General features: G+C 69.7%; 29 protein-coding genes and 1 pseudogene. 17 read left to right on the top strand and 13 right to left on the bottom strand.

What is annotated here, in order from left to right:
- Nucleotides 1–71 precede the first annotated feature (71 nt).
- Nucleotides 72–1,622, top strand: coding sequence for a signal recognition particle protein (gene ffh / locus AB0937_RS12235; RefSeq protein ID WP_234847512.1), 1,551 nt, complete (start codon nt 72–74; stop codon nt 1,620–1,622).
- Nucleotides 1,623–1,700: 78 nt separating this feature from the next.
- Here the strand turns inward: ffh and AB0937_RS12230 are convergent, their stop codons facing one another.
- Both AB0937_RS12230 and AB0937_RS12225 read right to left on the bottom strand, forming a co-directional pair.
- Complete coding sequence (locus AB0937_RS12230; protein ID WP_366711252.1) at nt 1,701–2,303, bottom strand: hypothetical protein; 603 nt, start codon at nt 2,301–2,303, stop codon at nt 1,701–1,703.
- Between the two features lie 136 nt (nt 2,304–2,439).
- Entirely contained in the window at nt 2,440–3,294 is an 855-nt protein-coding gene (locus AB0937_RS12225; protein WP_366711250.1) for a methyltransferase domain-containing protein, read from the bottom strand.
- 199 nt (nt 3,295–3,493) lie between these two features.
- Between AB0937_RS12225 and proS the strand changes: the two genes are divergently transcribed.
- The 15 genes and pseudogenes from proS to AB0937_RS12150 form a co-directional block, all read left to right on the top strand.
- A complete protein-coding gene (gene proS / locus AB0937_RS12220) occupies nt 3,494–4,909 on the top strand; it encodes a proline--tRNA ligase (protein WP_366711248.1) in 1,416 nt (471 codons plus the stop codon).
- A gap of 323 nt (nt 4,910–5,232) precedes the next feature.
- Nucleotides 5,233–5,835, top strand: coding sequence for a hypothetical protein (locus AB0937_RS12215; protein ID WP_366711247.1), 603 nt, complete (start codon nt 5,233–5,235; stop codon nt 5,833–5,835).
- 292 nt (nt 5,836–6,127) lie between these two features.
- The gene (gene rpsP, locus AB0937_RS12210; protein ID WP_234847509.1) at nt 6,128–6,544 is read left to right on the top strand and encodes a 30S ribosomal protein S16; all 417 of its coding nucleotides are present in this window, start codon (nt 6,128–6,130) and stop codon (nt 6,542–6,544) included.
- A 2-nt stretch (nt 6,545–6,546) separates the two neighbouring features.
- Nucleotides 6,547–6,786: an RNA-binding protein gene (locus AB0937_RS12205; protein WP_003973401.1), complete on the top strand. Its 240-nt coding sequence runs from the start codon at nt 6,547–6,549 to the stop codon at nt 6,784–6,786.
- Nucleotides 6,787–6,870: 84 nt separating this feature from the next.
- Entirely contained in the window at nt 6,871–7,413 is a 543-nt protein-coding gene (rimM, locus tag AB0937_RS12200) for a ribosome maturation factor RimM (RefSeq protein ID WP_366711245.1), read from the top strand.
- On the top strand, nt 7,413–8,246 hold the full coding sequence (gene trmD, locus AB0937_RS12195) for a tRNA (guanosine(37)-N1)-methyltransferase TrmD (protein ID WP_104781422.1): 834 nt from the start codon (nt 7,413–7,415) through the stop codon (nt 8,244–8,246). Before rimM ends, trmD begins: the two co-directional genes overlap by 1 nt.
- A gap of 136 nt (nt 8,247–8,382) precedes the next feature.
- Nucleotides 8,383–8,733: a 50S ribosomal protein L19 gene (rplS, locus tag AB0937_RS12190; protein ID WP_053668736.1), complete on the top strand. Its 351-nt coding sequence runs from the start codon at nt 8,383–8,385 to the stop codon at nt 8,731–8,733.
- A 45-nt stretch (nt 8,734–8,778) separates the two neighbouring features.
- Complete coding sequence (gene lepB, locus AB0937_RS12185; RefSeq protein ID WP_366711242.1) at nt 8,779–9,501, top strand: signal peptidase I; 723 nt, start codon at nt 8,779–8,781, stop codon at nt 9,499–9,501.
- Nucleotides 9,494–10,588 carry a signal peptidase I gene (gene lepB, locus AB0937_RS12180; RefSeq protein WP_366711241.1) on the top strand — a complete coding sequence of 365 codons (1,095 nt, stop codon included), beginning with the start codon at nt 9,494–9,496 and terminating at the stop codon, nt 10,586–10,588. The genes lepB (AB0937_RS12185) and lepB (AB0937_RS12180) overlap by 8 nt, the downstream gene beginning before the upstream one ends.
- On the top strand, nt 10,476–11,438 hold the full coding sequence (lepB, locus tag AB0937_RS12175) for a signal peptidase I (protein WP_366711239.1): 963 nt from the start codon (nt 10,476–10,478) through the stop codon (nt 11,436–11,438). The genes lepB (AB0937_RS12180) and lepB (AB0937_RS12175) overlap by 113 nt, the downstream gene beginning before the upstream one ends.
- A 51-nt stretch (nt 11,439–11,489) precedes the next feature.
- On the top strand, nt 11,490–12,269 hold the full coding sequence (gene lepB, locus AB0937_RS12170; protein WP_366711237.1) for a signal peptidase I: 780 nt from the start codon (nt 11,490–11,492) through the stop codon (nt 12,267–12,269).
- The gene (locus AB0937_RS12165) at nt 12,259–12,783 is read left to right on the top strand and encodes an NUDIX hydrolase (protein ID WP_366711236.1); all 525 of its coding nucleotides are present in this window, start codon (nt 12,259–12,261) and stop codon (nt 12,781–12,783) included. The genes lepB (AB0937_RS12170) and AB0937_RS12165 overlap by 11 nt, the downstream gene beginning before the upstream one ends.
- Nucleotides 12,784–12,839: 56 nt before the next feature.
- Nucleotides 12,840–13,148, top strand: a complete 309-nt coding sequence (locus AB0937_RS12160) for a DUF2469 domain-containing protein (RefSeq protein ID WP_003993268.1) — start codon at nt 12,840–12,842, stop codon at nt 13,146–13,148.
- Between the two features lie 76 nt (nt 13,149–13,224).
- Complete coding sequence (locus tag AB0937_RS12155; protein WP_366711235.1) at nt 13,225–13,626, top strand: YraN family protein; 402 nt, start codon at nt 13,225–13,227, stop codon at nt 13,624–13,626.
- Nucleotides 13,627–14,619: pseudogene (locus tag AB0937_RS12150) on the top strand (ATP-binding protein); the annotation flags it as partial.
- A gap of 122 nt (nt 14,620–14,741) precedes the next feature.
- Here AB0937_RS12150 and AB0937_RS12145 read toward each other — a convergent pair.
- The 4 genes from AB0937_RS12145 to AB0937_RS12130 form a co-directional block, all read right to left on the bottom strand.
- Nucleotides 14,742–15,098, bottom strand: coding sequence for an ASCH domain-containing protein (locus AB0937_RS12145; protein WP_062028525.1), 357 nt, complete (start codon nt 15,096–15,098; stop codon nt 14,742–14,744).
- Nucleotides 15,095–16,210, bottom strand: a complete 1,116-nt coding sequence (locus AB0937_RS12140) for a hypothetical protein (RefSeq protein WP_062028523.1) — start codon at nt 16,208–16,210, stop codon at nt 15,095–15,097. The genes AB0937_RS12145 and AB0937_RS12140 overlap by 4 nt, the downstream gene beginning before the upstream one ends.
- Nucleotides 16,211–16,391: 181 nt before the next feature.
- A complete protein-coding gene (locus AB0937_RS12135; RefSeq protein ID WP_366711234.1) occupies nt 16,392–16,868 on the bottom strand; it encodes a hypothetical protein in 477 nt (158 codons plus the stop codon).
- Entirely contained in the window at nt 16,865–17,305 is a 441-nt protein-coding gene (locus AB0937_RS12130) for an ATP-binding protein (RefSeq protein ID WP_079075761.1), read from the bottom strand. Before AB0937_RS12130 ends, AB0937_RS12135 begins: the two co-directional genes overlap by 4 nt.
- A 152-nt stretch (nt 17,306–17,457) precedes the next feature.
- On the opposite strand from AB0937_RS12130, the gene AB0937_RS12125 reads away from it, so the two are divergent.
- Nucleotides 17,458–18,810 (top strand): hypothetical protein, encoded by a 1,353-nt coding sequence (locus AB0937_RS12125; RefSeq protein ID WP_062028519.1) that lies wholly within the window; start codon nt 17,458–17,460, stop codon nt 18,808–18,810.
- 58 nt (nt 18,811–18,868) lie between these two features.
- On the opposite strand, the gene AB0937_RS12120 is transcribed toward AB0937_RS12125, so the two are convergent.
- From AB0937_RS12120 to AB0937_RS12090, 7 genes are all read right to left on the bottom strand, one after another.
- Nucleotides 18,869–19,213: a hypothetical protein gene (locus AB0937_RS12120; protein WP_062028517.1), complete on the bottom strand. Its 345-nt coding sequence runs from the start codon at nt 19,211–19,213 to the stop codon at nt 18,869–18,871.
- A complete protein-coding gene (locus tag AB0937_RS12115) occupies nt 19,210–19,470 on the bottom strand; it encodes a hypothetical protein (RefSeq protein ID WP_062028515.1) in 261 nt (86 codons plus the stop codon). The genes AB0937_RS12120 and AB0937_RS12115 overlap by 4 nt, the downstream gene beginning before the upstream one ends.
- Nucleotides 19,471–19,541: 71 nt before the next feature.
- Nucleotides 19,542–20,312: an N-acetylmuramoyl-L-alanine amidase gene (locus AB0937_RS12110; protein WP_079075760.1), complete on the bottom strand. Its 771-nt coding sequence runs from the start codon at nt 20,310–20,312 to the stop codon at nt 19,542–19,544.
- Nucleotides 20,313–20,383: 71 nt separating this feature from the next.
- Nucleotides 20,384–22,111 carry a hypothetical protein gene (locus tag AB0937_RS12105; RefSeq protein ID WP_366711232.1) on the bottom strand — a complete coding sequence of 576 codons (1,728 nt, stop codon included), beginning with the start codon at nt 22,109–22,111 and terminating at the stop codon, nt 20,384–20,386.
- Nucleotide 22,112: 1 nt separating this feature from the next.
- Nucleotides 22,113–22,934 carry a hypothetical protein gene (locus AB0937_RS12100; protein WP_062028509.1) on the bottom strand — a complete coding sequence of 274 codons (822 nt, stop codon included), beginning with the start codon at nt 22,932–22,934 and terminating at the stop codon, nt 22,113–22,115.
- The gene (locus AB0937_RS12095) at nt 22,931–24,034 is read right to left on the bottom strand and encodes a hypothetical protein (RefSeq protein WP_079075770.1); all 1,104 of its coding nucleotides are present in this window, start codon (nt 24,032–24,034) and stop codon (nt 22,931–22,933) included. The genes AB0937_RS12100 and AB0937_RS12095 overlap by 4 nt, the downstream gene beginning before the upstream one ends.
- 12 nt (nt 24,035–24,046) lie before the next feature.
- The gene (locus tag AB0937_RS12090; RefSeq protein ID WP_366711229.1) at nt 24,047–25,042 is read right to left on the bottom strand and encodes a hypothetical protein; all 996 of its coding nucleotides are present in this window, start codon (nt 25,040–25,042) and stop codon (nt 24,047–24,049) included.
- Between the last annotated feature and the right edge of the window lie 12 nt (nt 25,043–25,054).

Genomic DNA, 25,054 nt, shown 5'->3' with positions numbered 1-25,054 from the left:
GCGACTTGTCACGCCGGGATACCCTGGAGGGCGATTCCCTGTAGCCACCGACCCCGAGGACCGCGAGCGCCGTGTTCGATACTCTTTCCGATCGCCTCTCAGCGACCTTCAAGAACCTGCGCGGCAAGGGACGGCTCTCCGAGGCGGACATCGACGCCACGGCGCGCGAGATCCGGATCGCGCTCCTCGAGGCGGACGTGGCGCTTCCCGTCGTCCGGACGTTCATCAAGAACGTCAAGGAGCGCGCCCTCGGCGCCGAGGTCAGCAAGGCGCTGAACCCCGCCCAGCAGGTCCTCAAGATCGTCAACGACGAGCTCGTCACCATCCTCGGCGGCGAGACCCGGCGGCTGCGCTTCGCCAAGCAGCCGCCCACCGTGATCATGCTGGCGGGTCTGCAGGGTGCCGGTAAGACCACCCTCGCGGGCAAGCTCGGCCGCTGGCTGAAGGAGCAGGGCCACTCGCCGCTGCTGGTCGCCTGTGACCTCCAGCGCCCCAACGCCGTGAACCAGCTCAGCGTCGTCGCCGAGCGCGCCGGCGTCAGCGTCTACGCGCCGGAGCCGGGCAACGGCGTCGGTGACCCGGTCAAGGTCGCCAAGGACTCCATCGAGCACGCCAAGTCCAAGGTCCACGACATCGTGATCGTGGACACCGCCGGCCGTCTCGGTATCGACCAGGAGATGATGCAGCAGGCCGCGGACATCCGCGACGCGGTCTCCCCGGACGAGATCCTGTTCGTCGTCGACGCGATGATCGGCCAGGACGCCGTCAACACCGCCGAGGCCTTCCGCGACGGCGTCGGCTTCGACGGCGTGGTGCTCTCCAAGCTCGACGGTGACGCGCGCGGTGGTGCGGCCCTGTCGATCCGGCAGATCACCGGCAAGCCGATCATGTTCGCCTCCAACGGCGAGAAGCTCGACGACTTCGACGCCTTCCACCCTGACCGGATGGCCTCCCGCATCCTCGACATGGGTGACCTCCTCACCCTGATCGAGCAGGCGGAGAAGACGTTCAGCCAGGAAGAGGCCGAGAAGATGGCCTCCAAGCTGGCGTCCAAGAAGGGCCAGGACTTCACCCTGGACGACTTCCTGGCCCAGATGGAGCAGGTCCGCAAGATGGGCTCCATCTCCAAGCTGCTCGGCATGCTGCCGGGCATGGGCCAGATGAAGGACCAGATCAACAACCTGGACGAGCGGGACGTCGACCGCACGGCCGCCATCATCAAGTCGATGACCCCGGCCGAGCGCCAGGAGCCGACGATCATCAACGGCTCGCGCCGCGCCCGTATCGCCAAGGGCTCCGGCGTCGAGGTCAGCGCGGTCAAGAACCTGGTGGAGCGGTTCTTCGAGGCCCGCAAGATGATGTCCCGCATGGCCCAGGGCGGCGGCATGCCGGGGATGCCCGGGATGCCGGGCATGGGCGGCGGCCCCGGCCGGACGAAGAAGAAGCAGAAGCAGGCCAAGGGCAAGCAGCGCTCCGGCAACCCGATGAAGCGCAAGCAGCAGGAGCAGGAGGAGGCCGCCCGCCGGGCCGCCGCGGCCGAGGGCGGCAGCGCCTTCGGGCTGCCGCAGCAGGGCGGCAAGGACTTCGAACTCCCCGACGAGTTCAAGAAGTTCATGGGCTGACGGCCCGTCCGAACCGCACTGAGGGCGCCCCCCGTGTCCGAAGGGGGGCGCCCTCAGTGATGTGCGGCGGCTCGCCGGTCAGCCGTTGGGGAACTTCCAGACGTACGGCTCGCCGTCCTCCTCGGCCCAGTGGACCTCGACGCTCTTGGCGTTCGCCGGGATCACGTACGTCTCGCAGAAGACATGGCTCTCGCCCTGCTTCCAGCTGTCGACGTCGTAGGGGTCCTCGCAGCCGGTCGCGTCCTCGGAGGCGCCGATGAGGACCGAGCCGCGCTGCCCGTCGGCGAAGACCGTCGTGCCGTCGTGCACGTCGGAGCCCTCGGTGAGAGCGGGCCCGCTCTTGTGCGTGTACTTCACGTGAGCGACGGCCAGCACCTTGCCCTTGACCTTGTCCGGCTCGGACACGGCCTTCGCCGCCTCGGCCTCGGTGCCCAGGTCGACCTTCTGCGCCAGGACCTCATAGGTGACCTCGCCCGGGTCCTCCGCGACCTTGCCCGTCGCGCTCTCGCCGGCCGCCATCTCGCCGCCGGAGGCGGGCTCCGGCGACTGCGAGGCCTTGGCCTGGGCGGTGCCCGTGCTCTTCGCGTCGGCGGTGTCGTCGCCACCCCCGCAGGCGGTGAGTGTCAGGGCGAGGACGGCGACGGGCGCGACGAGGCGCAGCGCGGTCTGGTGGTGCGGCACAGCAGCTCCTGTATGCAGATGTGTAGGTCCCCCGAGCGGTGGATCACACTAGGCGTTCATGATCCACTCGGTGAAACCAAAAGCACCTCGTGGTGCTTTCTTCACACTGTTCACACCTGCATCGGAAACTCGTTCGTCAGGGTGTCCGGGCGATCAGGTAGCGGAACACGTTCGGCATCCACACCGTGCCGTCCTGGCGCTGGTGCGGATGCAGGGCCTCGGCCAGCTCCTTGTCGACCTGCACCTGGTCCGTCGCCGTCATCGCCGCGTCGAACAGACCCGTCGATTTCAGGCCGCGTACCGCGCTGTCCACGTCGGCGTAGCCGAAGGGGCACGCCACCCGCCCCGAACCGTCCGGCCTCAGCCCGGCCCGCTGGGCGACGTCCTCCAGGTCGTCGCGGCAGGCGGGACGCCAGGCGTCCGAGTTGCGCAGCGGTTCCGCCAGCTTCGTGGCCACCCGCATCACGGACGCGGTGGCGCAGCGCTCCGGCGGACCCCAGCCCGCCAGCACCACGGCCGCACCGCGCCGGGCGAGCGGCGTCGCCTCCGCGAGCAGTCCGCCGAGCCCCTCCGAGTCGCCCGCGAGGCACCCGATCGGCTCGAAGGCGGTCACCAGGGTGTAGCCAGGAGCGCCCGGCTCCGCGGCGTCCCGGGGCGAGCCGTCGACCAGCCGGGTGTCCGGACGCCTCCGGGTCCCCGACGCCTCCGGGAGCAGCCGCTCGCGCGCCAGGGCCATTCTCTCCGGGGACGCGTCGACACCGGTGACCGCCGCTCCCCGGGCGGCGGCCATCAGCAGGGAGAGCCCGGAACCACAGCCGAGACCGAGCAGCCGCGTCCCGGGACCCACTTCCAGTCGCTCGTAGACGGCCTCGTAGAGCGGTACGAGCATCCGCTCCTGGATCTCGGACCAGTCACGCGCGCGTGCACGCAGGTCCACGCGGGGTGCGGCCCCCGCGTGAGGCAGGTGCTGCCGCACGAGCGTAGGTGTCATAAGTAAGCGCCCCAATCCGCCGAGAGTTGCCTCTTGCCCGATTCCATGGCCCCCGTGACAGTGCGCTCGCACTACCCCCGTATGCCAGGAAACTCCCCCCTCGACCCGTCGTCCAGTGGAATGCGGCAGGGCTTGTGAGTTGTCATGTGCCTATGGCGAGATTTCACATTCCGGCAACGTGGGCCCGTACCATCTCGCCATGGCGAAGGCACCTGTTCTCACTCCCCGGGCGGACGATTTCCCGCGCTGGTACCAGGACCTGATCACCAAGGCGGAACTCGCCGACAACGGTCCGGTGCGCGGCACCATGGTCATCCGCCCGTACGGGTACGGGCTGTGGGAGCGGATGCAGGCGGAGATGGACGCCCGCATCAAGGAGACGGGCACCCAGAACGCCTACTTCCCGCTGCTCATCCCCGAGTCGTACCTCGCCAGGGAGGCCGACCACGTCGAGGGCTTCGCGCCCGAGCTGGCCGTCGTCACCCACGGCGGCGGCAAGGAGCTCGAGGAGCCGGCCGTCGTCCGCCCCACCTCCGAGATGATCATCAACGAGTACTTCTCGAAGTGGGTGCAGAGCTACCGCGACCTTCCGCTGCTCATCAACCAGTGGGCGAATGTCGTGCGCTGGGAACTGCGGCCCAGGCTGTTCCTGCGGACCTCCGAGTTCCTCTGGCAGGAGGGCCACACCGCGCACGCCACGTACGAGGAGGCGCGCGACTTCGCCGCGCACATCCACCGGCAGGTCTACGAGGACTTCATGCTGAACGTCCTCGCGATGGACGTCGTCCCCGGCCGCAAGACCGTCAGGGAGCGGTTCGCCGGCGCGATCAACACCCTCACGCTGGAGGGCATGATGGGCGACGGCAAGGCCCTGCAGATGGCCACGAGCCACGAACTCGGCCAGAACTTCGCGAAGGCCTTCAACACCGGCTACCTCTCGAAGGACGGCCGGCAGGAGCTGGTCTGGCAGACCTCGTGGGGCTCCACGACCCGCATGATCGGCGCCCTGGTGATGATGCACGGCGACGACGACGGTCTGCGCGTCCCGCCGCGGCTGGCGCAGATCCAGGCCGTCGTGCTCGCGATCAAGGGCGACGAGGCAGTTCTGGCCAAGGTCCGTGAGCTCGGCGACCGGCTGAAGGCGGCCGGTGTCCGCGTTCACGTCGACGACCGCACCGACACCCCCTTCGGCCGCCGCGCGGTCGACTGGGAGCTCAAGGGCGTGCCGGTCCGGATCGAGATCGGCCCGCGCGACCTGGAGAACGGCACGGCGATGCTGGCCCGCCGCATCCCGGGCGGCAAGGAGCCGGTGTCCCTGGACGCCCTGGTGTCGCTGCTTCCCGAGGTCCTCGAGGAGGACCAGGCCCTGCTGCTCAAGCAGTCCCGCGAGCGCCGCGAGTCACGCACGGCCGAGGTGTCCACCTTCGAGGAGGCCGTCGAGGCCGCGACCACCGGCGGCTGGGCGCGCATCCCGTGGGCCGCGCTCGGCGAGGAGGGCGAGGCCAAGCTGGCCGATCACGCGGTGACCGTACGGTGTCTGGTGGCCGAGGACGGGTCGGTGCCGGACGCCGACGACGCACCGGGTAACGTCGCGGTCGTCGCACGCGCTTACTGAAGCGGGCACGCTCCTGCCACGCGGGACACAAGCCGACCGAAACGCCTCTTGCGTTCTCGCGTACCCCTGGCTCCCCGGCGCGCGGACATCTTCCACGCGCCGGCCGAGAGGGTGGCCCGAAGGGCCTCGGTTGAGGGTGGTGGCGGGAGACGGGCGGGCGTATGCGGGACTACGCACCACCTTGTGATGAGCTGTGAGGCTTCTCCACAGATCAGCGCACCCGCCCTCGTCGGGACGCATCAGAGGCAACTGACGGGTACGTGCAAATTATTTGGGATGGCCCGGAATCGGAACACTGGGGCACCCCGGCTCGTTGTCATTACGTGAGCACGACACAGACACCACCTGTTCTCGCCGCAGAGCTGGCACAGGCGTGGGCCGATATTCAGCGGTACCACCCCGAGTTGCCCGACCTTGCCGCGCCAGAGTCCCTGATCGGGGAGTCGTCGTCCGCGTGCGGTCACGAGCTCTCCTTCGAGCGACTGCTCCATGAGGCAGTCCATGGCATCGCCGCTTCGCGCGGCGTCCGCGACACCTCCCGTGCCGGCCGCTACCACAACCGCAGATTCCTCGCGATCGCCGAGGAGCTGGGCCTGGACCACCCGGAGGAACCGCATCCCAGCAGCGGCTTCTCCCTGGTCACGCTCACCCCCGAGGCGAAGCGCCGCTACCGCCCGACGATGGAGCGTCTCCAGCGCGCCCTGAAGGCCCACACCGCCGCGACCTCGTCCGACACGTCCCGCACCTTCCGGGGGCCGGCCGCCCGGCACGGTTCCTCGGGTGGCGGTGTCCGCGTCAAGGCGGTCTGCGACTGCGGCCGCAACGTCCGGGTCGTCCCGTCCGTACTCGCCCAGGCCCCGATCGTCTGCGGCGGCTGCGGCAAGCCGTTCCGGATCCCGGACATCGTGGGAGCGGCAGCGAGCTGACGCCCGGCACCGGCATCTCGTGGCTGCCGGTCTCGGCGCAGGGCTCGGGCCGATGACGCACCCGGCGTGCTCACCTCTCACGCCGGGTGCGCCATCGGCGTGCCCGCACGGCGGATCGGGCCCCCGGCCCGGAGCGACCCGCCGCGTGTGGCACAATGGCTAGCTGTACTCGACAGTCGCACAGGACCCCTCTCTCCTCCGGCTGACGCGTCCATCGGGCACTCGGGTACCGCAACCCCACGCGGCATTCTCGCCGTGCCCAACCACGTCAAATCCAGGAGAATCCACTCCCGTGGCAGTCAAGATCAAGCTGAAGCGTCTGGGCAAGATCCGTTCGCCTCACTACCGCATCGTCGTCGCCGACTCCCGTACCCGTCGTGACGGCCGTGCGATCGAGGAGATCGGCAAGTACCACCCGACGTACAACCCGTCGGTCATCGAGGTCGACGCGGACCGCGTCGCGTACTGGCTGGGTGTCGGCGCGCAGCCGACCGAGCCCGTGCTCGCCATCCTCAAGAAGACCGGCGACTGGCAGAAGTTCAAGGGCGAGCCCGCCCCGGCTCCGCTGCTGACGCAGCCCGAGAAGGCCGCGCGTCCGTCGTTCGAGGCCATCGGCGGCGACGACGAGGGCAAGGGTGAGGCGATCACCCAGAAGAAGAAGGCTGAGAAGAAGGACGAGGCCGCCGAGTCCGCTTCGACCGAGGCCTGAGCATGCTCGAGGAGGCTCTCGAGCACCTCGTGAAGGGCATCGTCGACAACCCCGACGATGTGCAGGTCGCCTCGCGCAACCTGCGCCGCGGTCGCGTGCTCGAGGTCCGGGTCCACCCGGACGACCTCGGTAAGGTGATCGGCCGCAACGGCCGCACCGCACGCGCCCTGCGTACCGTCGTGGGCGCCATCGGCGGTCGCGGCGTCCGCGTCGACCTCGTCGACGTGGACCACGTCCGCTGACGCTTTCGCAGCAGCACCGGCTCGGGCCGGGGAGGGCCACTGGGCCGTCCCCGGCCCGCAGTCGTATGACAGGAGAATGGACACGTGCAGCTGGTAGTCGCACGGATCGGCCGTGCCCATGGCATCAAGGGTGAGGTCACCGTCGAGGTGCGGACCGACGAGCCGGAGCTGAGGCTCGGCCCCGGTGCCGTACTCACCACCGATCCCGCATCCGCGGGACCGCTCACCATCGAGACGGGCCGCGTCCACAGCGGCCGTCTCCTGCTGCGCTTCGAGGGCGTCAGCGACCGCACCGGCGCCGAGGCCCTGCGCAACACCCTCCTGATCGCCGAGATCGATCCGGAGGAAATGCCCGAGGGCGAGGACGAGTACTACGACCACCAGCTCATCGACCTCGACGTGGTCACCGCGGACGGCACCGAGGTCGGCCGCATCACGGAGATCTCGCACCTGCCCACCCAGGACCTGTTCATCGTGGAGCGGCCCGACGGCAGCGAGGTGATGATCCCCTTCGTCGAGGAGATCGTCACCGAGATCGACCTGGACGAGCAGAAGGCCGTCATCACCCCGCCCCCGGGCCTGATCGACGACCGCGCCGAGATCGCGTCCAGCCGGGACGAGTCGTAATGCGCCTCGACGTCGTCACGATCTTCCCCGAGTACCTGGAACCGCTGAACGTCTCCCTCGTCGGCAAGGCGCGCGCCCGTGGACAGCTCAACGTGCACGTCCACGACCTGCGTTCCTGGACCTACGACCGTCACAACACGGTCGACGACACCCCCTACGGCGGCGGCCCCGGCATGGTCATGAAGACCGAGCCGTGGGGCGACGCACTGGACTCCGTCCTGGCCGACGGCTACGAGACGGGCTCCCGGGCGCCCGCCCTCATCGTGCCCACGCCCAGCGGCCGGCCCTTCACCCAGGAACTCGCCGTCCACCTCTCCGAGCGCCCCTGGCTGATCTTCACGCCGGCCCGCTACGAAGGCATCGACCGCCGCGTGGTCGACGAGTACGCCACGCGGATGCCGGTGTACGAGGTGTCCATCGGCGACTACGTCCTGGCCGGCGGCGAGGCGGCCGTCCTCGTCGTCACCGAGGCCGTGGCGCGGCTGCTGCCCGGCGTCCTGGGCAACGCCGAGTCCCACCGGGACGACTCCTTCGCGCCCGGCGCCATGGCGAACCTGCTCGAAGGACCCGTCTACACCAAGCCTCCGGAGTGGCGCGGCCGGGACATCCCCGACGTGCTGCTCAGCGGCCACCACGGGAAGATCGCCCGCTGGCGCCGCGACGAGGCGCTCAAGCGCACCACCGCCCACCGGCCCGACCTCATCGAGCGGTGCGACCCCAAGGCCTTCGACAAGAAGGACCGCGAGATGCTCTCCATCCTGGGCTGGGCACCGGACCCGGCAGGGGAGCCGTACGGCCGATTTTGGCGCAGGACCGACGGCGTGGAAGAATAGCCAGCTGTTGTGCGTCCGTCCGGCGTGCGCCCCTGCCACAGGGGGAGACGACGTCCGCCCCGACCCGCACACACCTGATCCCGAAACACCTAGTTTCCGTTGATGACCTGTGGCATCAGCGAGGAAAGCAGACGAAATGTCTCACCTGCTCGACACCGTCGACTCCGCGTCGCTGCGCAGCGACGTCCCCGCCTTCCGCCCGGGCGACACGGTCAACGTGCACGTCCGCGTCATCGAGGGCAACCGCTCCCGTGTGCAGCAGTTCAAGGGCGTCGTGATCCGTCGCCAGGGTGCCGGCGTGCGCGAGACCTTCACGGTCCGCAAGGTCTCCTTCTCCGTCGGCGTCGAGCGCACCTTCCCGGTGCACACCCCGATCGTCGAGAAGATCGAGCTCGTCACCAAGGGTGACGTCCGCCGCGCCAAGCTGTACTACCTGCGCGAGCTGCGCGGCAAGGCCGCGAAGATCAAGGAGAAGCGCGAGAGCTGAGCGCTCCGAGGGGTTCACGTCGGAGCCGGATAGCATCTGGCTCCGATGGACACCGAAGCACAGCCGACGAAACGCGACCGCTCCTCCCGCCCTTCCGGTTCCGAGACGACATCGGAACCCGCAGGGCCGGAGGAACGGTCGCGTTTCGCGTTGGCGGCGCGGGCCGGCTCCTGGGTCCCGGGCGGCCGGATCACCCTCACCCTGCTGCTCTGCCTGGTGTTCCTGCTGTCGCTCAGCACCTTCGTACTGCGGCCCTTCCAGATCCCCAGCGGATCCATGGAACCCGGATTGAGGATCGGGGACCGGGTTCTCGTAAATAAGTTGGCGTACCGTTTCGGTGCCGTGCCGCAGCGGGGAGACATCGTCGTGTTCGACGGAACCGGGTACTTCGGGCACGCGGACTACATCAAGCGCGTTGTCGGTGTGGGGGCAGACCGCGTGGTCTGCTGCGACAGGGAGGGGAGGATCCAGGTGAACGGCCGGCCGGTCGACGAATCGGGCTTCCTGCATCCCGGCGACAGCCCGTCCGAGGTGCCCTTCGACGTCGTCGTGCCCGACGGCACCCTGTTCGTCCTCGGTGACCACCGCAGCGACTCCAGCGACTCCCGCGACCACCTCGGCTCGCCGGGCGGCGGCATGATCCCCGTCGGCGACGTGATCGGCCGTGCCGACGGGATCGTCTGGCCCGTTGCCCACGCCACCCGGCTGCACCGGCCCGACGCCTACGCGCGGGTGCCCGACGCCGGCAAGGCGGGCGCCCATGGGTAACCGCGGCAAACCGCGCGGTGTCCCTGCGGGCCCCGCGGAGAACCTGCTGCCCACCGGCGCCCGGCGCGCCGCCGGCCCGTCGGGCGGCGGCCGTACGCGTGCCGAGCGCCGCAAGCTCCAGCGCAAGGTCAAACGGCGGCGCAGGCGTGGTGCCGTCAAGGAGATACCGCTCCTCGTGGGCGTGGCCGTGTTGATAGCGCTCGTGCTGAAGACGTTCCTCGTCCAGGCGTTCGTCATCCCGTCCGGCTCCATGGAGCAGACGATCCAGATCGGCGACCGCGTCCTGGTCGACAAGCTCACCCCGTGGTTCGGCTCGACACCGCAGCGCGGCGACGTCGTCGTCTTCAAGGACCCCGGCGGCTGGCTCCAGGACGAGCAGCTCACCACGCAGAAGTCCGACCCCGTCGTCATCAAGCAGGTCAAGGAAGGGCTCACCTTCATCGGCCTGCTGCCGTCCGAGAACGAGAAGGACCTCATCAAGCGGGTCGTCGGCGTCGGTGGTGACCGCGTCAAGTGCTGCGACACGCAGGGGCGGGTGACCGTCAACGACGTCCCGCTCGACGAGGACTACCTCTACCCCGGTGCCGCCCCGTCCGACACGCCGTTCGACATCACGGTCCCCCAGGGGCGGCTGTGGGTGATGGGCGACCACCGCAACAACTCCGCGGACTCCCGCGCCCACCAGGACACCGACTACGGGGGCACGGTCTCCGAGGACGAGGTGGTGGGCCGCGCCATGGTCATCGCCTGGCCCCTCGGCCACTGGAACATGCTGGAGGAGCCGAATACCTACGCCTCCGTGTCCGACTCGGCCACCGGGTCGACCGCTGCTCCCGAACTGTCGCATAGGGTTGCCTCCTACGATTCGAACGGAACGATCCAGCTCCCGACCCCTGCGGAACTCCCGCTCGTTATGGGAGTGGTGGGCCTGCGCCGCGTATGGGGCAGGCGGCGGCACAGAGTGAGGAGTTGGCGTGGGGGATGTGGCGGTTGGCGCACGGTCCGGACACGACGGCGAGGAGCACCGCGGACGCCCCGCGGAATCCACCGTCCCGGCCGCGGACAGCGCTGTGACCTCCGGGAGTGACTCCGGGACAGCCGAGGATGGCAGGGTGACGGGCGAGCAGACGACGGCCGAGGGCCAGGGGCCGGGCGGTACGGCGAGGACACCGAAGAAGCCGCGCTCCTTCTGGAAGGAGTTGCCCATCCTGGTCGGTATCGCGCTGGTGCTGGCGCTGCTGATCAAGACCTTCCTGGTGCAGGCGTTCTCGATCCCCTCCGACTCGATGCAGAACACCCTGCAGCAGGGTGACCGTGTCCTGGTCGACAAACTCACGCCCTGGTTCGGTTCCGAGCCCGAGCGCGGCGAGGTCGTCGTCTTCCACGACCCGGACAACTGGCTGGCGGGCGAGCCGACCACGGACCCGAACGCCCTGCAGACCTTCCTCAGCTGGATCGGCCTCATGCCGTCCGCGGAGGAGAAGGACCTGATCAAGCGTGTCATCGGCGTCGGCGGCGACACGATCGAGTGCAAGAACACCGGCCCGCTCACGGTCAACGGCAAGGCGCTGAACGAGCAGGACTACGTCTACGCCGGCAACACCCCGTGCAGCGTCGACGACCAGGGCGGCCAGTTCAAGGTGAAGGTCCCCGAGGGCTACGTCTGGGTCATGGGCGACCACCGGCAGAACTCGCGGGACTCCCGCTACAACCAGTCCGACAAGAACCACGGCATGGTCCCGGTGAAGGACGTCGTCGGACGCGCCGTCGTCGTCGCCTGGCCGGTCAACCGCTGGGCCACCCTGCCGGTCCCGGACACCTTCGACCAGCCCGGGCTGAACGCCCAGCCGGCCGCCGCCGGTCTGACGGTCGCGCCGCAGGGGATCGCCCTCCTCGGCGTGGTGCCGGTGGTGCTCTGGCGCCGCAGGAAGCAGTGATCCCGGCCATGGGCTGACCCCGGCCGGTACCCCCGGGTAGGGTGCGGACCCATGGGTGGCGAGAGCATGACGCACACGGCCCCGCGCAGCGGCGGCCCGGGCACGGGCCCGGTGGGCAGCCGGACCGGACAGCGACTGTCCGGGCTGGCCGTCGCACTGGGCCTCGTGCTGTTTCTCGGCGGTTTCGCCTGGGGAGCGGTGGTCTACCGGCCGTACACCGTGCCCACCAGCTCGATGACACCGACGATCGACGCGGGCGACCGGATCCTGGCGCAGCGCGTCGACGGCGACGAGGTGCGCCGCGGTGACGTCGTCGTCTTCAAGGACGCGACCTGGGCCAACGCGCCGATGGTCAAGCGCGTGGTCGCGGTCGGCGGCGACAGGGTCTCCTGCTGCCAGGACGACAAGCTGAAGGTCAACGGCAAGGAGATCGACGAAACGTACCTGCCCAAGGGGACACCGGCCGAGATGAGCAATTTCCCGACCGTGACCGTCCCCAAGGGCCGTCTCTTCCTGCTCGGCGACGAGCGGGGCAACTCCGTGGACTCCACGGCCCACCTCACCGACGCCGCCAGCGGCACGGTGGCACGTTCCGCCGTGGACGCCCGCGTCGACGCCGTCGTGTGGCCCATGAAGGGCATGCTGGAGCGTCCCACCGGCTTCGAGCCGCTCAACGCCCTCTCCTCGCCCGGACCGCTGCGGACGATCGTCGTCCTCGTGATCGCCGGCGCCGTGCTCGTCCTGGGCGGAGGCGCCTACGGGCCCGTCGCCAAGCGTGCGGGTGCCTCCCGGGCCCGACGGGAGAGCGCGGAGCCCGCGTGTGCCCGCTGAAGCCGTGGGAGCGGGCCAGGACACCTACGCGGGCGGCCTGCGCAGGGTCGCCCGGGTCGTGCTGCTGGACCCCAGGGACCGCATCCTGCTGCTGCACGGGCACGAGCCGGACGACCCGGCCGACGACTGGTGGTTCACCCCCGGAGGCGGAGTGGAGGGCGAGGAGACCCGTGAACAGGCCGCCCTGCGGGAACTCGCCGAGGAGACGGGCATCACCGACGTCGAGCTCGGCCCGGTGCTGTGGCGGCGCAGATGCTCCTTCCCGTTCGCGGGCCGCCGCTGGGACCAGGACGAGTGGTACTACCTGGCTCGCACCGAGCACACGGCGGTGGCCGCCACCGCACTGACCGAACTGGAACGGCGCAGTGTCGCCGGAGCGCGCTGGTGGACGTGTCCGGAACTGAGGCGGGCACATGAGACGGTGTATCCGACCAGACTCGCCGGGCTGCTGCGCACGCTGCTCGACGAAGGTCCCCCGGCCAGGCCTGTGATCCTTGACCCGGAAATCGTCTAGGGGCTCACGGGACTGGCGCACAATGGGGGGATCGCACGGCTGAAGGGGAACATGCCATGAGCGCCGAGGACCTCGAGAAGTACGAGACCGAGATGGAGCTGAAGCTCTACCGGGAGTACCGCGATGTCGTCGGTCTGTTCAAATATGTGATCGAGACCGAGCGGCGCTTCTACCTCACCAATGACTACGAGATGCAGGTGCACTCGGTCCAGGGGGAGGTGTTCTTCGAGGTTTCCATGGCCGACGCCTGGGTCTGGGACATGTACCGGCCGGCGAGGTTCGTGAAGCAGGTCCGGGTCCTCACGTTCAAGGACGTGAACATCGAGGAGCTGAACAAGAGCGACCTGGAGCTGCCGAGTGGCTGAGGTTCCTCGTGTGGGTGGCGGAGTTGTCCACAGCCGCTGAGCCGTCCACCAAGATCCACTTAGTGGTGGTGGGTGCGTGATCGTTGGCGCCGGAGGTGGTGCCGACATGACCGCACATCTGGCACGCAGTGCCATGGGCAAGTACGGGGAGAGTCTGGCCGCACGGCGGCTGGTGGAGGCCGGTCTGACGGTCCTGGAGCGCAACTGGCGCTCCGGCCGGACCGGCGAGATCGACATCGTGGCCAGGGACGGGGACGTCCTGGTGGTCTGCGAGGTGAAGACCCGCCGGGAAGGTCCCTTCCAGCATCCGATGGCGGCCGTGACCCCGCAGAAGGCGGAGCGGCTGCGGGGCCTGGCCGAGCGGTGGATCCAGACTCACGGGGGCGCACCGCCCGGCGGCGTCCGCATCGACCTGATCGGCGTGCTGCTGCCCGTGCGCGGAGCCGCCGTGGTCGAGCATGTGCGGGGGGTGTCCTGAATGGCATTCGCCCGCACGTGTTCGGTGGCGCTGGTCGGCGTCGAAGGCGTGGTCGTCGAGGTCCAGGCCGACCTCGAACCCGGCGTCGCCGCGTTCACGCTGGTGGGGCTCCCCGACAAGAGCCTCACGGAGAGCCGGGACCGGGTGCGCGCCGCGGTCGTCAACTCGGGCGCGGCCTGGCCCCAGAAGAAGCTCACGGTCGGCCTGAGCCCGGCCTCGGTACCGAAGTCGGGCAGCGGCTTCGACCTGGCCGTCGCAGCGGCGGTCCTCGGCGCGGCGGAACGCATCGACCCGAGGGTCCTGGCCGACATCGTGATGATCGGCGAACTGGGGCTGGACGGACGCGTGCGACCGGTGCGGGGGGTGCTGCCGGCGGTGCTGGCTGCGGCGGATGCGGGGTATGAGCAGGTGGTGGTGCCGGAATGCGCCGCCGCCGAGGCGTCCCTCGTACCAGGGGTGTCGGTGCTGGGCGTACGCAGTCTCCGGCAGCTGATTGCCGTCCTGGCGGACGAACCCGTGCCCGACGAGGAGCAGGACGAGCCGGGCCGCCCGGACCCGCTCCTCGCCGGCCTCCGGATGCCGGGCACGGGCGCGGCCACGGGCATGCACAGCGCCGGCGCGGCCCAGCACGACCACGGTCACGACCTGGCGGACGTCGTCGGGCAGACCTCGGCGCGTACGGCCGTGGAGGTGGCCGCGGCGGGCGGGCATCACCTCTTTCTCGAAGGGCCGCCCGGTGCCGGCAAGACCATGCTCGCCGAGCGGCTGCCGGCCATCCTGCCCCGGCTCGGCCGTCAGGAGTCGCTGGAGGTCACCGCGGTCCATTCGGTTGCGGGCCTGCTGCCTCCGGGCAAGCCGCTGATCGACGTGGCCCCCTACTGCGCGCCCCACCACTCGGCCACGATGCAGGCACTCGTCGGCGGCGGCCCGGGCAGCGCACGGCCCGGGGCAGTCTCGCTGTCCCATCGCGGAGTGCTGTTCCTGGACGAGACGTGTAAAACAAGTGGGCCGCTAGGAGACAGGCGACGGCCCCGGTACCTCTTTCGGAGGAACCGGGGCCGTCGTGTGCTCAGGGGACCTCGCCGCCCCCGCGGGGGACAGGGGCGGCGAGGTCGTCAGGGGGCGAGTAGTTCGATCTTGATTGCGAGGGCGCCGAGCGCTTCCTTTTCGGGCGGGTAGATGGTGCGAATGTTGGCGAGCTGTTCCTCGCGGGTCGCCGTTGGGTTGACGTTCGCCGGTCCCTCGCCGTCGAGCAGGGCCTCGAAATCGGGGTACTCGGTGACCTGTCGTACGCGCACGTCGCACGTCTCGTCAGTCCCCTTGATCCGGAACCGGATCACGTCACCCGCGGCGAGGTCGGCGAGGTGCGGGTATTTGACCCGTACCTCTGTCGTCTTCTCGCCGGCGGCGACCAGGTCGAAGTATCGCCGGTAGAGGTTCAGCTCGCGGACGCGAGCGGCGGTGTCCGTCATGGGGCGGGAACGCTCCTAGGTGCTGGTGTGGTCATCATCCGGTTGAGTTCGCCGGCGGAGTACGAGCGGAAGAAATGTCGGGGGTCGGACAGGACGACCTCGGTCATGTTGAGCAGTCGGTCGACGTACTCGGGTAACGATCCGGGCCAGTCCCGGGTGTCGAGCATCCAAGGGGCGGCGCCCTCGGGCAAGGGTGCGCGCCCTTCCCGGATGAGGGACTTGGACAGCTTGGCTCCGGTGTCGCTGACGATCTGCGGGCAGAAGAGGCGGGCGGGCAGTTGCCCGCGGGTGAGGCCGACGGCTTGTAGGGCGCCGTCGACCAGGTGTGAGCCGAACACCCAGTCGCCGCCCTTGACCATCACGTACAGGGTGCCGTGCGTGCTGGTGACGGCGAGTTCCTTGATCAGGTTCCGGTACAACGTGGCGAGGTCGAGGTACCCCTCGCCGGTTGGGTCGATGGTGACCTCGTAGTCGCCGTGGTGCAGGCAGACGGCCGAGACTGTCGCCCGTTCCGCGTCGACGTGCTGGACGTGCGTCCGCTGGGCGTACTTCTCGGCCCACCCGCACCCGGGCCGCGGGCAGGGAACGCGGAGGTGCGCTGTACCGGAGGACGGCGCGAGCCACCATCGGGCGGCGTCCATGCGCGGCAGCACGCGCAGCCACGTACGGCGGAAGTGCTCGCCGGCCTGCTGCTGGCTGTAGGTCTCGACGGAGTACGGGACACGTAGCCGCTCGGACAGGGCGGCGAACAGGGGGCGGTACAGCGTGTCGACCTGGTCGGCGATGCCCTGTTCGCCGAGGGCGTGCGCGTATGCCCGTTGGTAGCGGTGGCCGGTCTCCTGATCGGTGACGATGGCGTACGGCGCGTTGTCGAGCGCGCCGAACTGGACCTCGGAGGGTACGGCGAACTTGTCCCGGATGCGGGCCGCGGTGGCGAACGTGAGGGACTGAACGAGCGAGGTACCGATGTGCGGGGCCCCGTTGATCTGGGTCCCCACGACGAACACGACGCGCTCGGGTGCGGCGGCGATGACTCGGGGCGTGAGGACGTCCTCAGCGTGGCTGAGCGCGTTCGCTAGGACCGTGTTCGGTGATACGGGGTACGTGGTCACCCTGTCTTCCCCTCAATCGATGGGCAGGACTGCGCCGCGGTCGCGGCGGGTGTGCTGTGACCGGGCAGGGTCGAGCGGCGCCGCGGTCGGCTGTGTGCCGACCGGGCGCCTTGTACGCTCGGCCCCAGCGGGTCGGCCCGGGGTCCAATCCACCTCGGGGCGGCCCGTCCGTCGTGGTCGGTCAGAACCGCCGACGGGCGAACGTTGTCCCCCACAAGAGCTGACCGCGGGCGAGACTGGCGCGGATGTGCGCGTCTGTCTCGGCCTGGTCGGCGGCCAGTGCAAGGGGGGCGACAACCAGGCAGATGCGGCACGCAGCCCCCACCGTGACCAGGGCTAACCAGTCCTGTGATGGCTGAGGGATCGTCATGACGTATTGGTCGTGCCCGTAGTCCAGTGCAACGCGCCCTTGGCTGATCATGAGTTGTGCGCCGATCACAGGCGGGTCCTGATCACCCGGGCCAAGGCGCAGCGCGGTTGCGAGTTGCCGCATGCCGCCCTCGACTGTCTCGGCTGTCTCGCCCTCGCGGCGCGGTCCAGGGTGCGTGATGAGTAGCTGGGCGAGGGCGAAGTTTCCCCGGCGGTGGATGCCTGTAGCGGCGGCCACGGTGGCGACGAAGCCAGGACCGGGGGGACTGTCCAGGCTCGGTGAAGTCATGATGCCCTCACCTCCGCCCATACGGTTTTGCCGAGTGGGGCGTCGTCTACGCCCCACTCAAGGCATAAGGCGTCGAGGATGATCAGGCCGCGCCCACGGTCGCGTTTGCTGGACTCTGGGCGGGGTTGTGGTCGGCGTCTCACAGGGTCTTGTACCTCCACTCTGGTGCGGACGTGGTCGGCGTCGAGCGTGAGCCGCAACGAGTCGCCGGGCTCTGTGCCGTACCGGATCGAGTTGGTGACCATCTCGCACGCCACCAAGACGACCGTTTCGACGTAGTCCTCGGACGCGTCCGGGACGTGATGCCGGATGAACTCGCGCACGAACTCGCGTGCCGCACTGGCTGATTTGGGCTCGCCTTCCAGCAACAGGACGGAGGGCGGGCCCATGGGAGCGGCGCAGCAGGCGGGCGCGGTGTCCCGCCGTCGTTCGATCATGCGTCTCCCCTTACGGGTGGACTGTCGCGGCCCGGTTCGCGGACCGGATGGTTCCTCGAACTAGGCAACACGCGCGGGGAGAACGGGGGTACCGTCGAGGGGGGTGTCGAAGGGTGTCGTTTCCGCTACCCCCCGTCGCAGAAGGGCTGAGGATGAAGGCGCCGAACGACAAGCTCACGCAATGGCTGGACCGGTCGAAGATGAGCCGCGGGGAGTTGGCGCGGCGCGTGAAATCCAAGGCGATCCAGTGGAAACAGCCGCAGATTTCACCTGATGTGACGCGTGTTCGGTGCTGGCTCCAAGGTGAAAAGCCGCGCGCCCCTCTGCCGGACATCATCGCCGCTGTGTTTTCGGATCACTTCGGATTCCGGGTCACGACCTACGATCTTGGGTTCGGCGACACAGGGTCGGCCGATGCTGCGCTCATGTACAACTCCTCTTACGCGGCTACGGTGGAAGTCGTCGCAGACCTGGGGAGAGCTGACGTGGACCGACGGAAGTTCCTTGCAGCCGCGCCGTTTGCGGCCGTCGCGGGGGTCGGGCCCTCGCGGGACTGGCTGTTGAACACGCTCGATCAGGAACCCGAACCGGGCCCGCGGGTACGCCTTGAGGACGTAACCGCGGTGAAGAACATGTTCACGACCTTTCAGCGCATGGACATCTTCCAGGGCGGAGGGTCGGGCCGGCTGGTGCTGGCCGACTACATGAACGCCCATGTCTACCCGCTGTTGCGTCGCGCCCACAGTGAAGACGTGCGCCGTGCGCTGTGCGAGGCGGCGGCGGAACAGACGTACCTACTCGGCTGGATGGCCTACGACAACGGCGAACACAGCATCGCGCAGCGCTACTTGATCCAGTCGCTACGCCTTGCCGAGGAGTCGCGAAATCCGGCCCTTGGCGCGCATGTACTCGCGGGGATGGCCGATCAAGCGACGCTGCTCGGGGACCCAAGCGAGGGGCGGCGTCTGGCACAGGCGGGCCGTCAAGGGCTGGCGAGGGCCACGTCGGCGGCGTGCCTGGCTGACCTGTGGTGCCTTGAGGCGAGGGCGCTCGCGCTGCTCGGCGAGAAGTCGGCGGCTGCGCATGCCGTCGTGCAGTCGGAACGGGCGTACGAGCGGGTCGACCTCGACCAGGAACCGGACTGGGCGGCGTTCATCGATCCGGCGTATCTGCATGGAGAGCACGCGAACACCTTCCGCGACTTGCGCGAGGCCAAAGCGGCGGAGGAACACGCCCGCCGGTCCATCGAGCACGCGCAGATGCAGAAGCGGGCCCGCCGGGGCGCGATGTCGCAAGCTGCGCTTGCCGTGTCTCATCTGCAACGGCGTGACCTTGAGGCGGCGTATTCGGCGGGTATCCGGACGCTCAAGCTGTCGGGACAGGTGAAGTCGTCGCGCGCGGTCGAGGCGGTGCAAGACCTACAAAAGCGCATGCAGCCGTTCGGCCGGCATCGGCTCGTTGCCGACTTCAACGAACGGGCCCGCGAGCTGGTCGCCGCAGCGTAGACGCTGGAACGGCAGAACGCCCCCCGCACGGCCGGAGTTGGCCGTGCGGGGGGCGTTGTCATGAGCGGGTGGCGAATGTCCAGAGGGACAGGGCGAGGCCGACCAGGGCGACCAGGGCGGCCACGGACGGGAGCGGCCAACGGGCCCGTTCGAGGGCGTCGAGCCGTGCGTCGTTGCGCTTCTGGCGCTCGGTCTCGCCGCGCTCGACGGTGTCGAGGCGGGCGTCGTGGTTGTCGATGCGACGGGTGTGTTCCTTGATCGCTTCGTCGGTCTGGTCGTGGCGCTGAACGAGCAGGGCGAGGGCACCGTCGGTGCGGGTGAACCCGACCTCGATCGTCCTCCGGATGCGTTCGAGTTCCAGCGCGACCGCGGCCGGATCGGACGGCGAGGGCTGGGTCGTCACGGCGCGGTGGACTCCTTGTCGTCGACCAGGCCGAGACCGAACCGGTCGAGCAGGGCCTCGACGACGGGCGAGGCCATGGCGCGAGCGATGACGCCGGCGACCGCGGCGGCCGTGGCGGCGGCGCCGACCAGCCACGGGGCGGCGACGGCGAGGTCGCCGGAATCGGCGACGACCGCGGCGAGCGCGGGCACGACCGCGACGACGGCGGTGAACGTCTGGAGCGCGGTACGGACGGCGCGCGTGTTCTTGGGCTGCATGTGGTGCTCCTGTTCGTGTGGGCCCGCCCCGCGGCCCGGTGCCGACGGGGCGGGCGGGGTGCTGGCGGGGCCTACTTGCCGTAGGCGAGGCGGTGCAGGGCGGCCCAACCCTTCGGACCGACGGCGGGGTCGTAGCTCTTGCCCGCGGCGCGGTACGTCGGGTGCGCGTTGTGGAACTTGGCGACGGCGGCCTGAGTCTGCGGTCCGTAGTTGTCGGACTCGGCGACCGACTTCGCCAGGAATCCGGCGGCCTTCAGCGCGCGCTGAAGCGGCTTCGCGCTCGGCTTGGCCTTGTTCGGGGCGAGGCCGGCCGGGAACGCGGGCGGCGTGTACGCGGTCGGCTCGCCGGCGAGCTTCTTCGCGCGGGCGACGATCTCGGCGAGCTGGGCGACGATCCGCGAGCCGGGGCACGACGTGTGCCCGCCCCACGCGCTACCGCCCATTGCGTGGTATCCGAGACCCTTGCCGGTCGTCGAGTGCGTCACCTGAAGCGGTACGCCGTACTTGTCGTGTGCCCACGCGAGGACGCGCGCGTTCGCGTCGAGCTGGGCCTCGGTGAGCGTGTCGCCCCCCTGCCCTTCGTTCTCGACGGACAGCCACGACGTGTTACCGCCGGCCTGCGCCCATGCGCGGTCGGCGGTGTCGACCCACTGGCGGAGTCGACCGGTCTTGCTGGTCCCGAAGTGGCTCGACGCCTTGGCCTTGCTGTTGCGGAACCACGAGTCGGTGCCCTCGAACGTGCCGGCCATGATGTGGACGACGACGCCCCGCACTTCGGCCTGTCCGCCCTGGGTGTGGTTGATCGGGATGGGGCGCCACTCGGCGCCGGGCATACGTGCCATGGGAAGTCTCCAGACATGAAAAAACGCCCGGCGCGGTGTGCGCGGGCGTGCGGTGGAAGGGGTGCGGCGGTCTACGCGAGGCCGACCCAAAAGCGGTTTGCGCCGTTCTCCATCGAGGTCACGGTGATGGTGGCGGGGGCGGCGGCGACGCCGGTCGAGTAGACGCCGAAGCGGCGAACCATGGTGTAACCGAACTGGTTGGGCGGGGCGCCGGCGCCACTCTCGGCGGCGAGCAACATGGGCCCGTCCTGCGTGGTCGTGTTGTAGACCATGCGCCACACCACGTAATAGATGCCGGCCGCGGCGGAGTAGGCGGCCGTGAGCGGGCTCGATATGGTGCCGCCCCCGGCGTCGTGCTCCTCGGGCGGCTCGTAGGTTGCGGTGGACATGTCGCCGGTCGCGGCGACGCGGGTTCCGCCGCTGTTGTAGAGGGCGGCCCACGATCCCGTTTGCAGGCCGCCGGCGTAGCCGGTGGCGAACCACACGATTCGGTTGATGGTCGTCGTCTGGCGCAGGATGACGGCCGTTACCCGCATCGGTCCCGACCCCGGGTAGAGGCCGGTCGATACGGCGAGGGCGGGGTCGAATGCCCATGCGGCGAGGCCATGGTCGGCGGGCGACCACTCGCCGGCGAACACTGCGGCGTCCACGTAGCTTTTCCGGGCGAGGTGGTTCGCGGTGGTCGGTGCCGCGCTGCTCGACGGTACGGCGCTGAACGTCTTTGCTCCGCTGATCGTCTGCGCGGTGCTGAGGGTGACGGCCGTACCGGCGGCCTCGGCTCCGACGTCGGCCGCGGCGAGCACCACGTCGCCGGTCTTGGTGTTGACGGAGGTAACCGGCGCGGTGCCTCCCCCGGCGCCGACGGTGAACACGGTTCCGTCGGACTGCCGTACTTTCAGGGCGCCACCCTGCGCCCACATGAGGGCGCCGGCGGGGTTGGCCGTGGGCGGAGTGGCGGCGTTGGCGAAAGCGAGGATGCCGTCGCTGCCTCCGCCGAACGTGGCGCCTGTGCCCCCGACTCGCACGTCGGCGAACGTGGCGGCCGTGTTGCTGATGAGTTCGGCGTTCTTGTTGACGGCGGTGTACTTCGACTGTGTTGCGTCCGACGCCTTGAATACGTCGGCTTGGGTGCCGGCGTAGACAACGTGCAACGTGCCGTCCATGCGGCTGTATCCGCCGTTGTTGGCGACGGCTCCGACGTCGGCGGCGGCGAGGACGACGGCGGCCTGAGACTTGCCGTTGACGGACTGGACGACGCCCGGTGCGCCGGCCGGTCCCTGGGTGCCCTGCGGTCCCTGGGGGCCGGTCGCTCCCGTGGCGCCGGTCGCTCCCGTGGTGCCCTGCGGCCCGCGCGGGCCGATCAGAGACGCGAGCCACTGCGCGACCGTGCCGACGAACCCCTGTTTCACGGCGACCTCGTACGCGGAGTCGCCGCGTACGGCAACGTAGGTCGGGGTCGTCGGGTCGGTCGGCGCGATGTCGGCGAGGTCGACGGCGGGCGTCGCGCTGGGCAAGAGGATCTGATAGACGCGGTTGACGGCGACGCCGGCGAGCTGTTCGGCGACCTGGTACGACCAGTCGCTCGGGTTCATGCCGGGGGCGTCGGTGGCCGGTAGCTCGACCTCGAACGCGCCCGTGGCGTCGAGCGGGACGACGACCGGTCCGCCGAGGATCACGTCGTACGCGCCGAACGTGATCAGGGACGGCGCGCGGAAACTGATCTGCCCGGACAGGGGGCGGCCGTCGGGGAACAGGAACCGGCCGGTCACCAGGACTGTGGGGATTCCCTCGGGCAGCACGTCACACCTCCTCGTCGGGCGGGGCGCTGATGCCGGCGGCGGCGGCGCGGGCCGCGGTGCGTACGGGCACGGCGGGCGCCTCGTCGGCGGTGAACGTGTTCCGGGTGTAGGCGCGATACAGGCGGGTCTCGACGTTCTGCCCGCTGGTCTTGGCGCGGTGGCTGACGTCCCACACGACGGTTTGCAGCAGCTCGACGCGGTCGAGGGGGACCTCGATCGTGCGCTGTGTCCATGTGTTCGCGGCGACGTCGTACTCGGCGAGGGTGCGCGCGGTGTCGCCGGACGGGGTGGCCGTGATCTTGACCTGTCCGCCACCGGTCCCGGCGTAGGTGAACACGACGATGACGGCGACGGCGTTGTGTGCCGGGCTGGCACCCCACCATGCGGTGTCGTAGGCGGTGCCGGTGTAGGACTGGCGCGCGGTCGGGTACAGGCCAATGGGAATCCATGGTCGGCCGAGGAACCGCTCGCTGAACGCGTCATCCATGAGGATCACGTTCCGGTCGCCGGTGTCCCGGTTCCATATCCGGATCATTTGGCCGGCGCCGGAATCGTTGTTCTCGTCGCCGACGGTGAGGGCCGCCGTGCCATCGGTGGGGCGGGCGATGCCGACGGCCCAGTCTCCTTGATCGGTCTCGCCGGTCATGAAGATCGTGTTGCCGTTCGGGGCCTCTGCGATCAGCCGGCCACCCTCGCCGATCCGTACGTCGCCGTTGAGGATCTGGTTAAGGGCGGGGCGCATCTGTGCCCGGCCGCGGAGCTGGCGCACCTCGCGTTCGAGGGCCGACAGCCGGTCTAGTACGTCCTGGGGGACGTAGGTCACTGGGGGACCTCCAAGTACAGCTTGGCCGTCTCGGGGCGGCCTCGCTCGGGTGGGTTGATGGACAGGCCGACGACGCGGTACAGGGCGTCGAGCGCGGTCGGGTGCCACAGATCGCGGATGCGGAGGCGGATCGTTGCGCCGAGCAGGGCGGGCGTGATGTTCCCGCCGAGCAACACCTCGACCTCGGGTATCTGCACGGGATTGCGGGCGGCCGTCCAGTCGGCTCGGGCGTGGCCGTCGAGGGTGGCCTGTACCTCGACGGTGGTGTAATCGCTCGATCCGTCGAGGCGGGGCCAGCCGGCGGCGATATCGGCGTCGTCGACCAGCACGGGCGAGGTGAGCGGGTAGGACTCGACGGCCTGGTTCCTGTTCACGGACGCGCCGCGGGACTGCCACGCGTTGGCCTTGGCCGTGGCGTCGACGGGCCACGTGTAGGTGAGGACCGGTCCGGGGTGGTCGAGCACGATCTCGGCCGCGCCCGCGCGGATGATGGGGTGTCCGAGTTGCAGCCGCTTGACCCTGCGGCCGTCGGTGTCCCGGAATGACGCGATGCGCCACTCGAACCCGTTCTCGGCGGCGGCGAGGTCGTCGAGCAGGTCGCCGATGCTGTGCAGGTCGTAGCGCAGATACTCGCGGTCGCGCAGTACGCCGGACACATCGGTGTCGTAGGTGATGCCGAGATCGCCGCCGGGGGCGGCCTGGGCGTAGTCGACCAGGCCGCGCGCGATGTCGAATTGGTCGACCTGCTCGGCGAGTTGCGTGTCGTACAACAGCCGGCGGTACAGGTAGGACTCCCATCCGCCGGCCTGTATCTGGGCGCCGAGGAACCCGCGGGAATCGGAGGCGAGGGCGAGCGTCCACAGGATGCCGCCCCACCAGATCTCACGCCCGCGCTCGACCCATACGCCCGTGCGGCCGGGCTGGATTGCCCGGCGGGCCCGCTCGGCAACGGTGCGGTTGGGGATCGGCACCGTGCCGGTCAACCTGCCGGTTTTGCCGATGTAGTCGTCGAGGGATACGCCGGATACGGGTAGCGCGTCGAGCAGTTGGTCGGATCGCAGGTCACAGAACAGCAGCCGGTACGGGGGCGCGAGAGGCACGGGCACCCCCTGTCAGGCGAGGAAGTAGGTCGCGGACGTGCGGATGTTGCGGTCGTTGCGCAGGGCGCCCCCGCCCGACCAGGTGCGCAGCGCGAGCAGGCCAGCGGTGTTGAGACGGGCGGAGCCCTCGCCGATACCGTCGGACACCGGTAGCTCGATATCGGCGGGCGGGCGCCATCCGGCCGGGACGGTGCCGATCGACTCGTCGGTGATGTTGCCCGCGGCCGGCACGTCGAGTTGGGCCCCCTTGCGGGTGATTTCCAGCGCGAAGAACGCCATGCCGTTACCGCGCCGCGCGGTGTACTGGTTCAGGGTGTAGCCGGATGCGACGGTGAATCCCGTGGTGGCCGACTCGACGGCGAGGGGCGGCCGGTAGGTCTGCCACGTGCCCGCGGTGGCGTTCCAGCGCTCCAACACGCCGTTTACGTCGCGGTATTGGCCGTTGTAGGCGCCGGCGAAGTTGGTCCCGTACCCCTGGGGGATGATTCCGCCGTAACTGGTGGTGAAGCGGCGCCGGTCGGCGAGGGCGCTCGACCAGTTGATGCCGCCCACGCCCGCGGAGGCGCCCGCGGGAACGGTCACGTCCCACAGGCGCAGACAGGCCGCGGGCAGGGTCGGGGCGACAGGGGGTGAGGCCGGATTGCCGATGAACACCTCGATACGGGCGAGGTTCTGCCCGTTGGTGTCGAACAGTTGGTCGTACACGCGCAGCGCCACCGTGTCCACGCGGGCGAACTGTGCGTTTCCGTCGGTGAAGGTGACGACCTCGGGCGCGTCGAGGGCGATCGGATAGGCGCCCTGGGCGTCGGTGCCCTGGACCAGGGCGCGACCGACGCCGATCTGTAGGGACATCGCGCCCGCGCCCGTTGCGGCGAACGGGTTCCCGCCGGCGATCACGCCGTCGCGGGTGCGTATCTCCGACTCGGGCGCGAACGTTCCCGTGGGCGAGAGGCGGGTGTCTTCTCGGGTCTGTGTGAGGGGCAGCAGCCATGCGGAACGCACGGACACAGGCGGGGTCTC

Origin of the sequence: Streptomyces sp. NPDC047880 (genome assembly GCF_040706515.1) — a bacterium.
In the GTDB taxonomy this organism is placed as follows: domain Bacteria; phylum Actinomycetota; class Actinomycetes; order Streptomycetales; family Streptomycetaceae; genus Streptomyces.
This window is presented reverse-complemented; position numbering and strand designations above follow the sequence as displayed.

Excerpts from the sequence above, each read along its gene's own strand:
- AB0937_RS12225 (WP_366711250.1), bottom strand. The coding sequence starts at position 3,294 with ATGACACCTACGCTCGTGCGGCAGCACCTGCCTCACGCGGGGGCCGCA.
- proS (WP_366711248.1), top strand. The coding sequence starts at position 3,494 with ATGGCGAAGGCACCTGTTCTCACTCCCCGGGCGGACGATTTCCCGCGC.
- AB0937_RS12205 (WP_003973401.1), top strand. The coding sequence starts at position 6,547 with ATGCTCGAGGAGGCTCTCGAGCACCTCGTGAAGGGCATCGTCGACAAC.
- trmD (WP_104781422.1), top strand. The coding sequence starts at position 7,413 with ATGCGCCTCGACGTCGTCACGATCTTCCCCGAGTACCTGGAACCGCTG.
- rplS (WP_053668736.1), top strand. The coding sequence starts at position 8,383 with ATGTCTCACCTGCTCGACACCGTCGACTCCGCGTCGCTGCGCAGCGAC.
- lepB (WP_366711242.1), top strand. The coding sequence starts at position 8,779 with ATGGACACCGAAGCACAGCCGACGAAACGCGACCGCTCCTCCCGCCCT.
- lepB (WP_366711241.1), top strand. The coding sequence starts at position 9,494 with ATGGGTAACCGCGGCAAACCGCGCGGTGTCCCTGCGGGCCCCGCGGAG.
- lepB (WP_366711237.1), top strand. The coding sequence starts at position 11,490 with ATGGGTGGCGAGAGCATGACGCACACGGCCCCGCGCAGCGGCGGCCCG.
- AB0937_RS12160 (WP_003993268.1), top strand. The coding sequence starts at position 12,840 with ATGAGCGCCGAGGACCTCGAGAAGTACGAGACCGAGATGGAGCTGAAG.
- AB0937_RS12145 (WP_062028525.1), bottom strand. The coding sequence starts at position 15,098 with ATGACGGACACCGCCGCTCGCGTCCGCGAGCTGAACCTCTACCGGCGA.
- AB0937_RS12135 (WP_366711234.1), bottom strand. The coding sequence starts at position 16,868 with ATGACTTCACCGAGCCTGGACAGTCCCCCCGGTCCTGGCTTCGTCGCC.
- AB0937_RS12130 (WP_079075761.1), bottom strand. The coding sequence starts at position 17,305 with ATGATCGAACGACGGCGGGACACCGCGCCCGCCTGCTGCGCCGCTCCC.
- AB0937_RS12125 (WP_062028519.1), top strand. The coding sequence starts at position 17,458 with ATGAAGGCGCCGAACGACAAGCTCACGCAATGGCTGGACCGGTCGAAG.
- AB0937_RS12115 (WP_062028515.1), bottom strand. The coding sequence starts at position 19,470 with ATGCAGCCCAAGAACACGCGCGCCGTCCGTACCGCGCTCCAGACGTTC.
- AB0937_RS12110 (WP_079075760.1), bottom strand. The coding sequence starts at position 20,312 with ATGGCACGTATGCCCGGCGCCGAGTGGCGCCCCATCCCGATCAACCAC.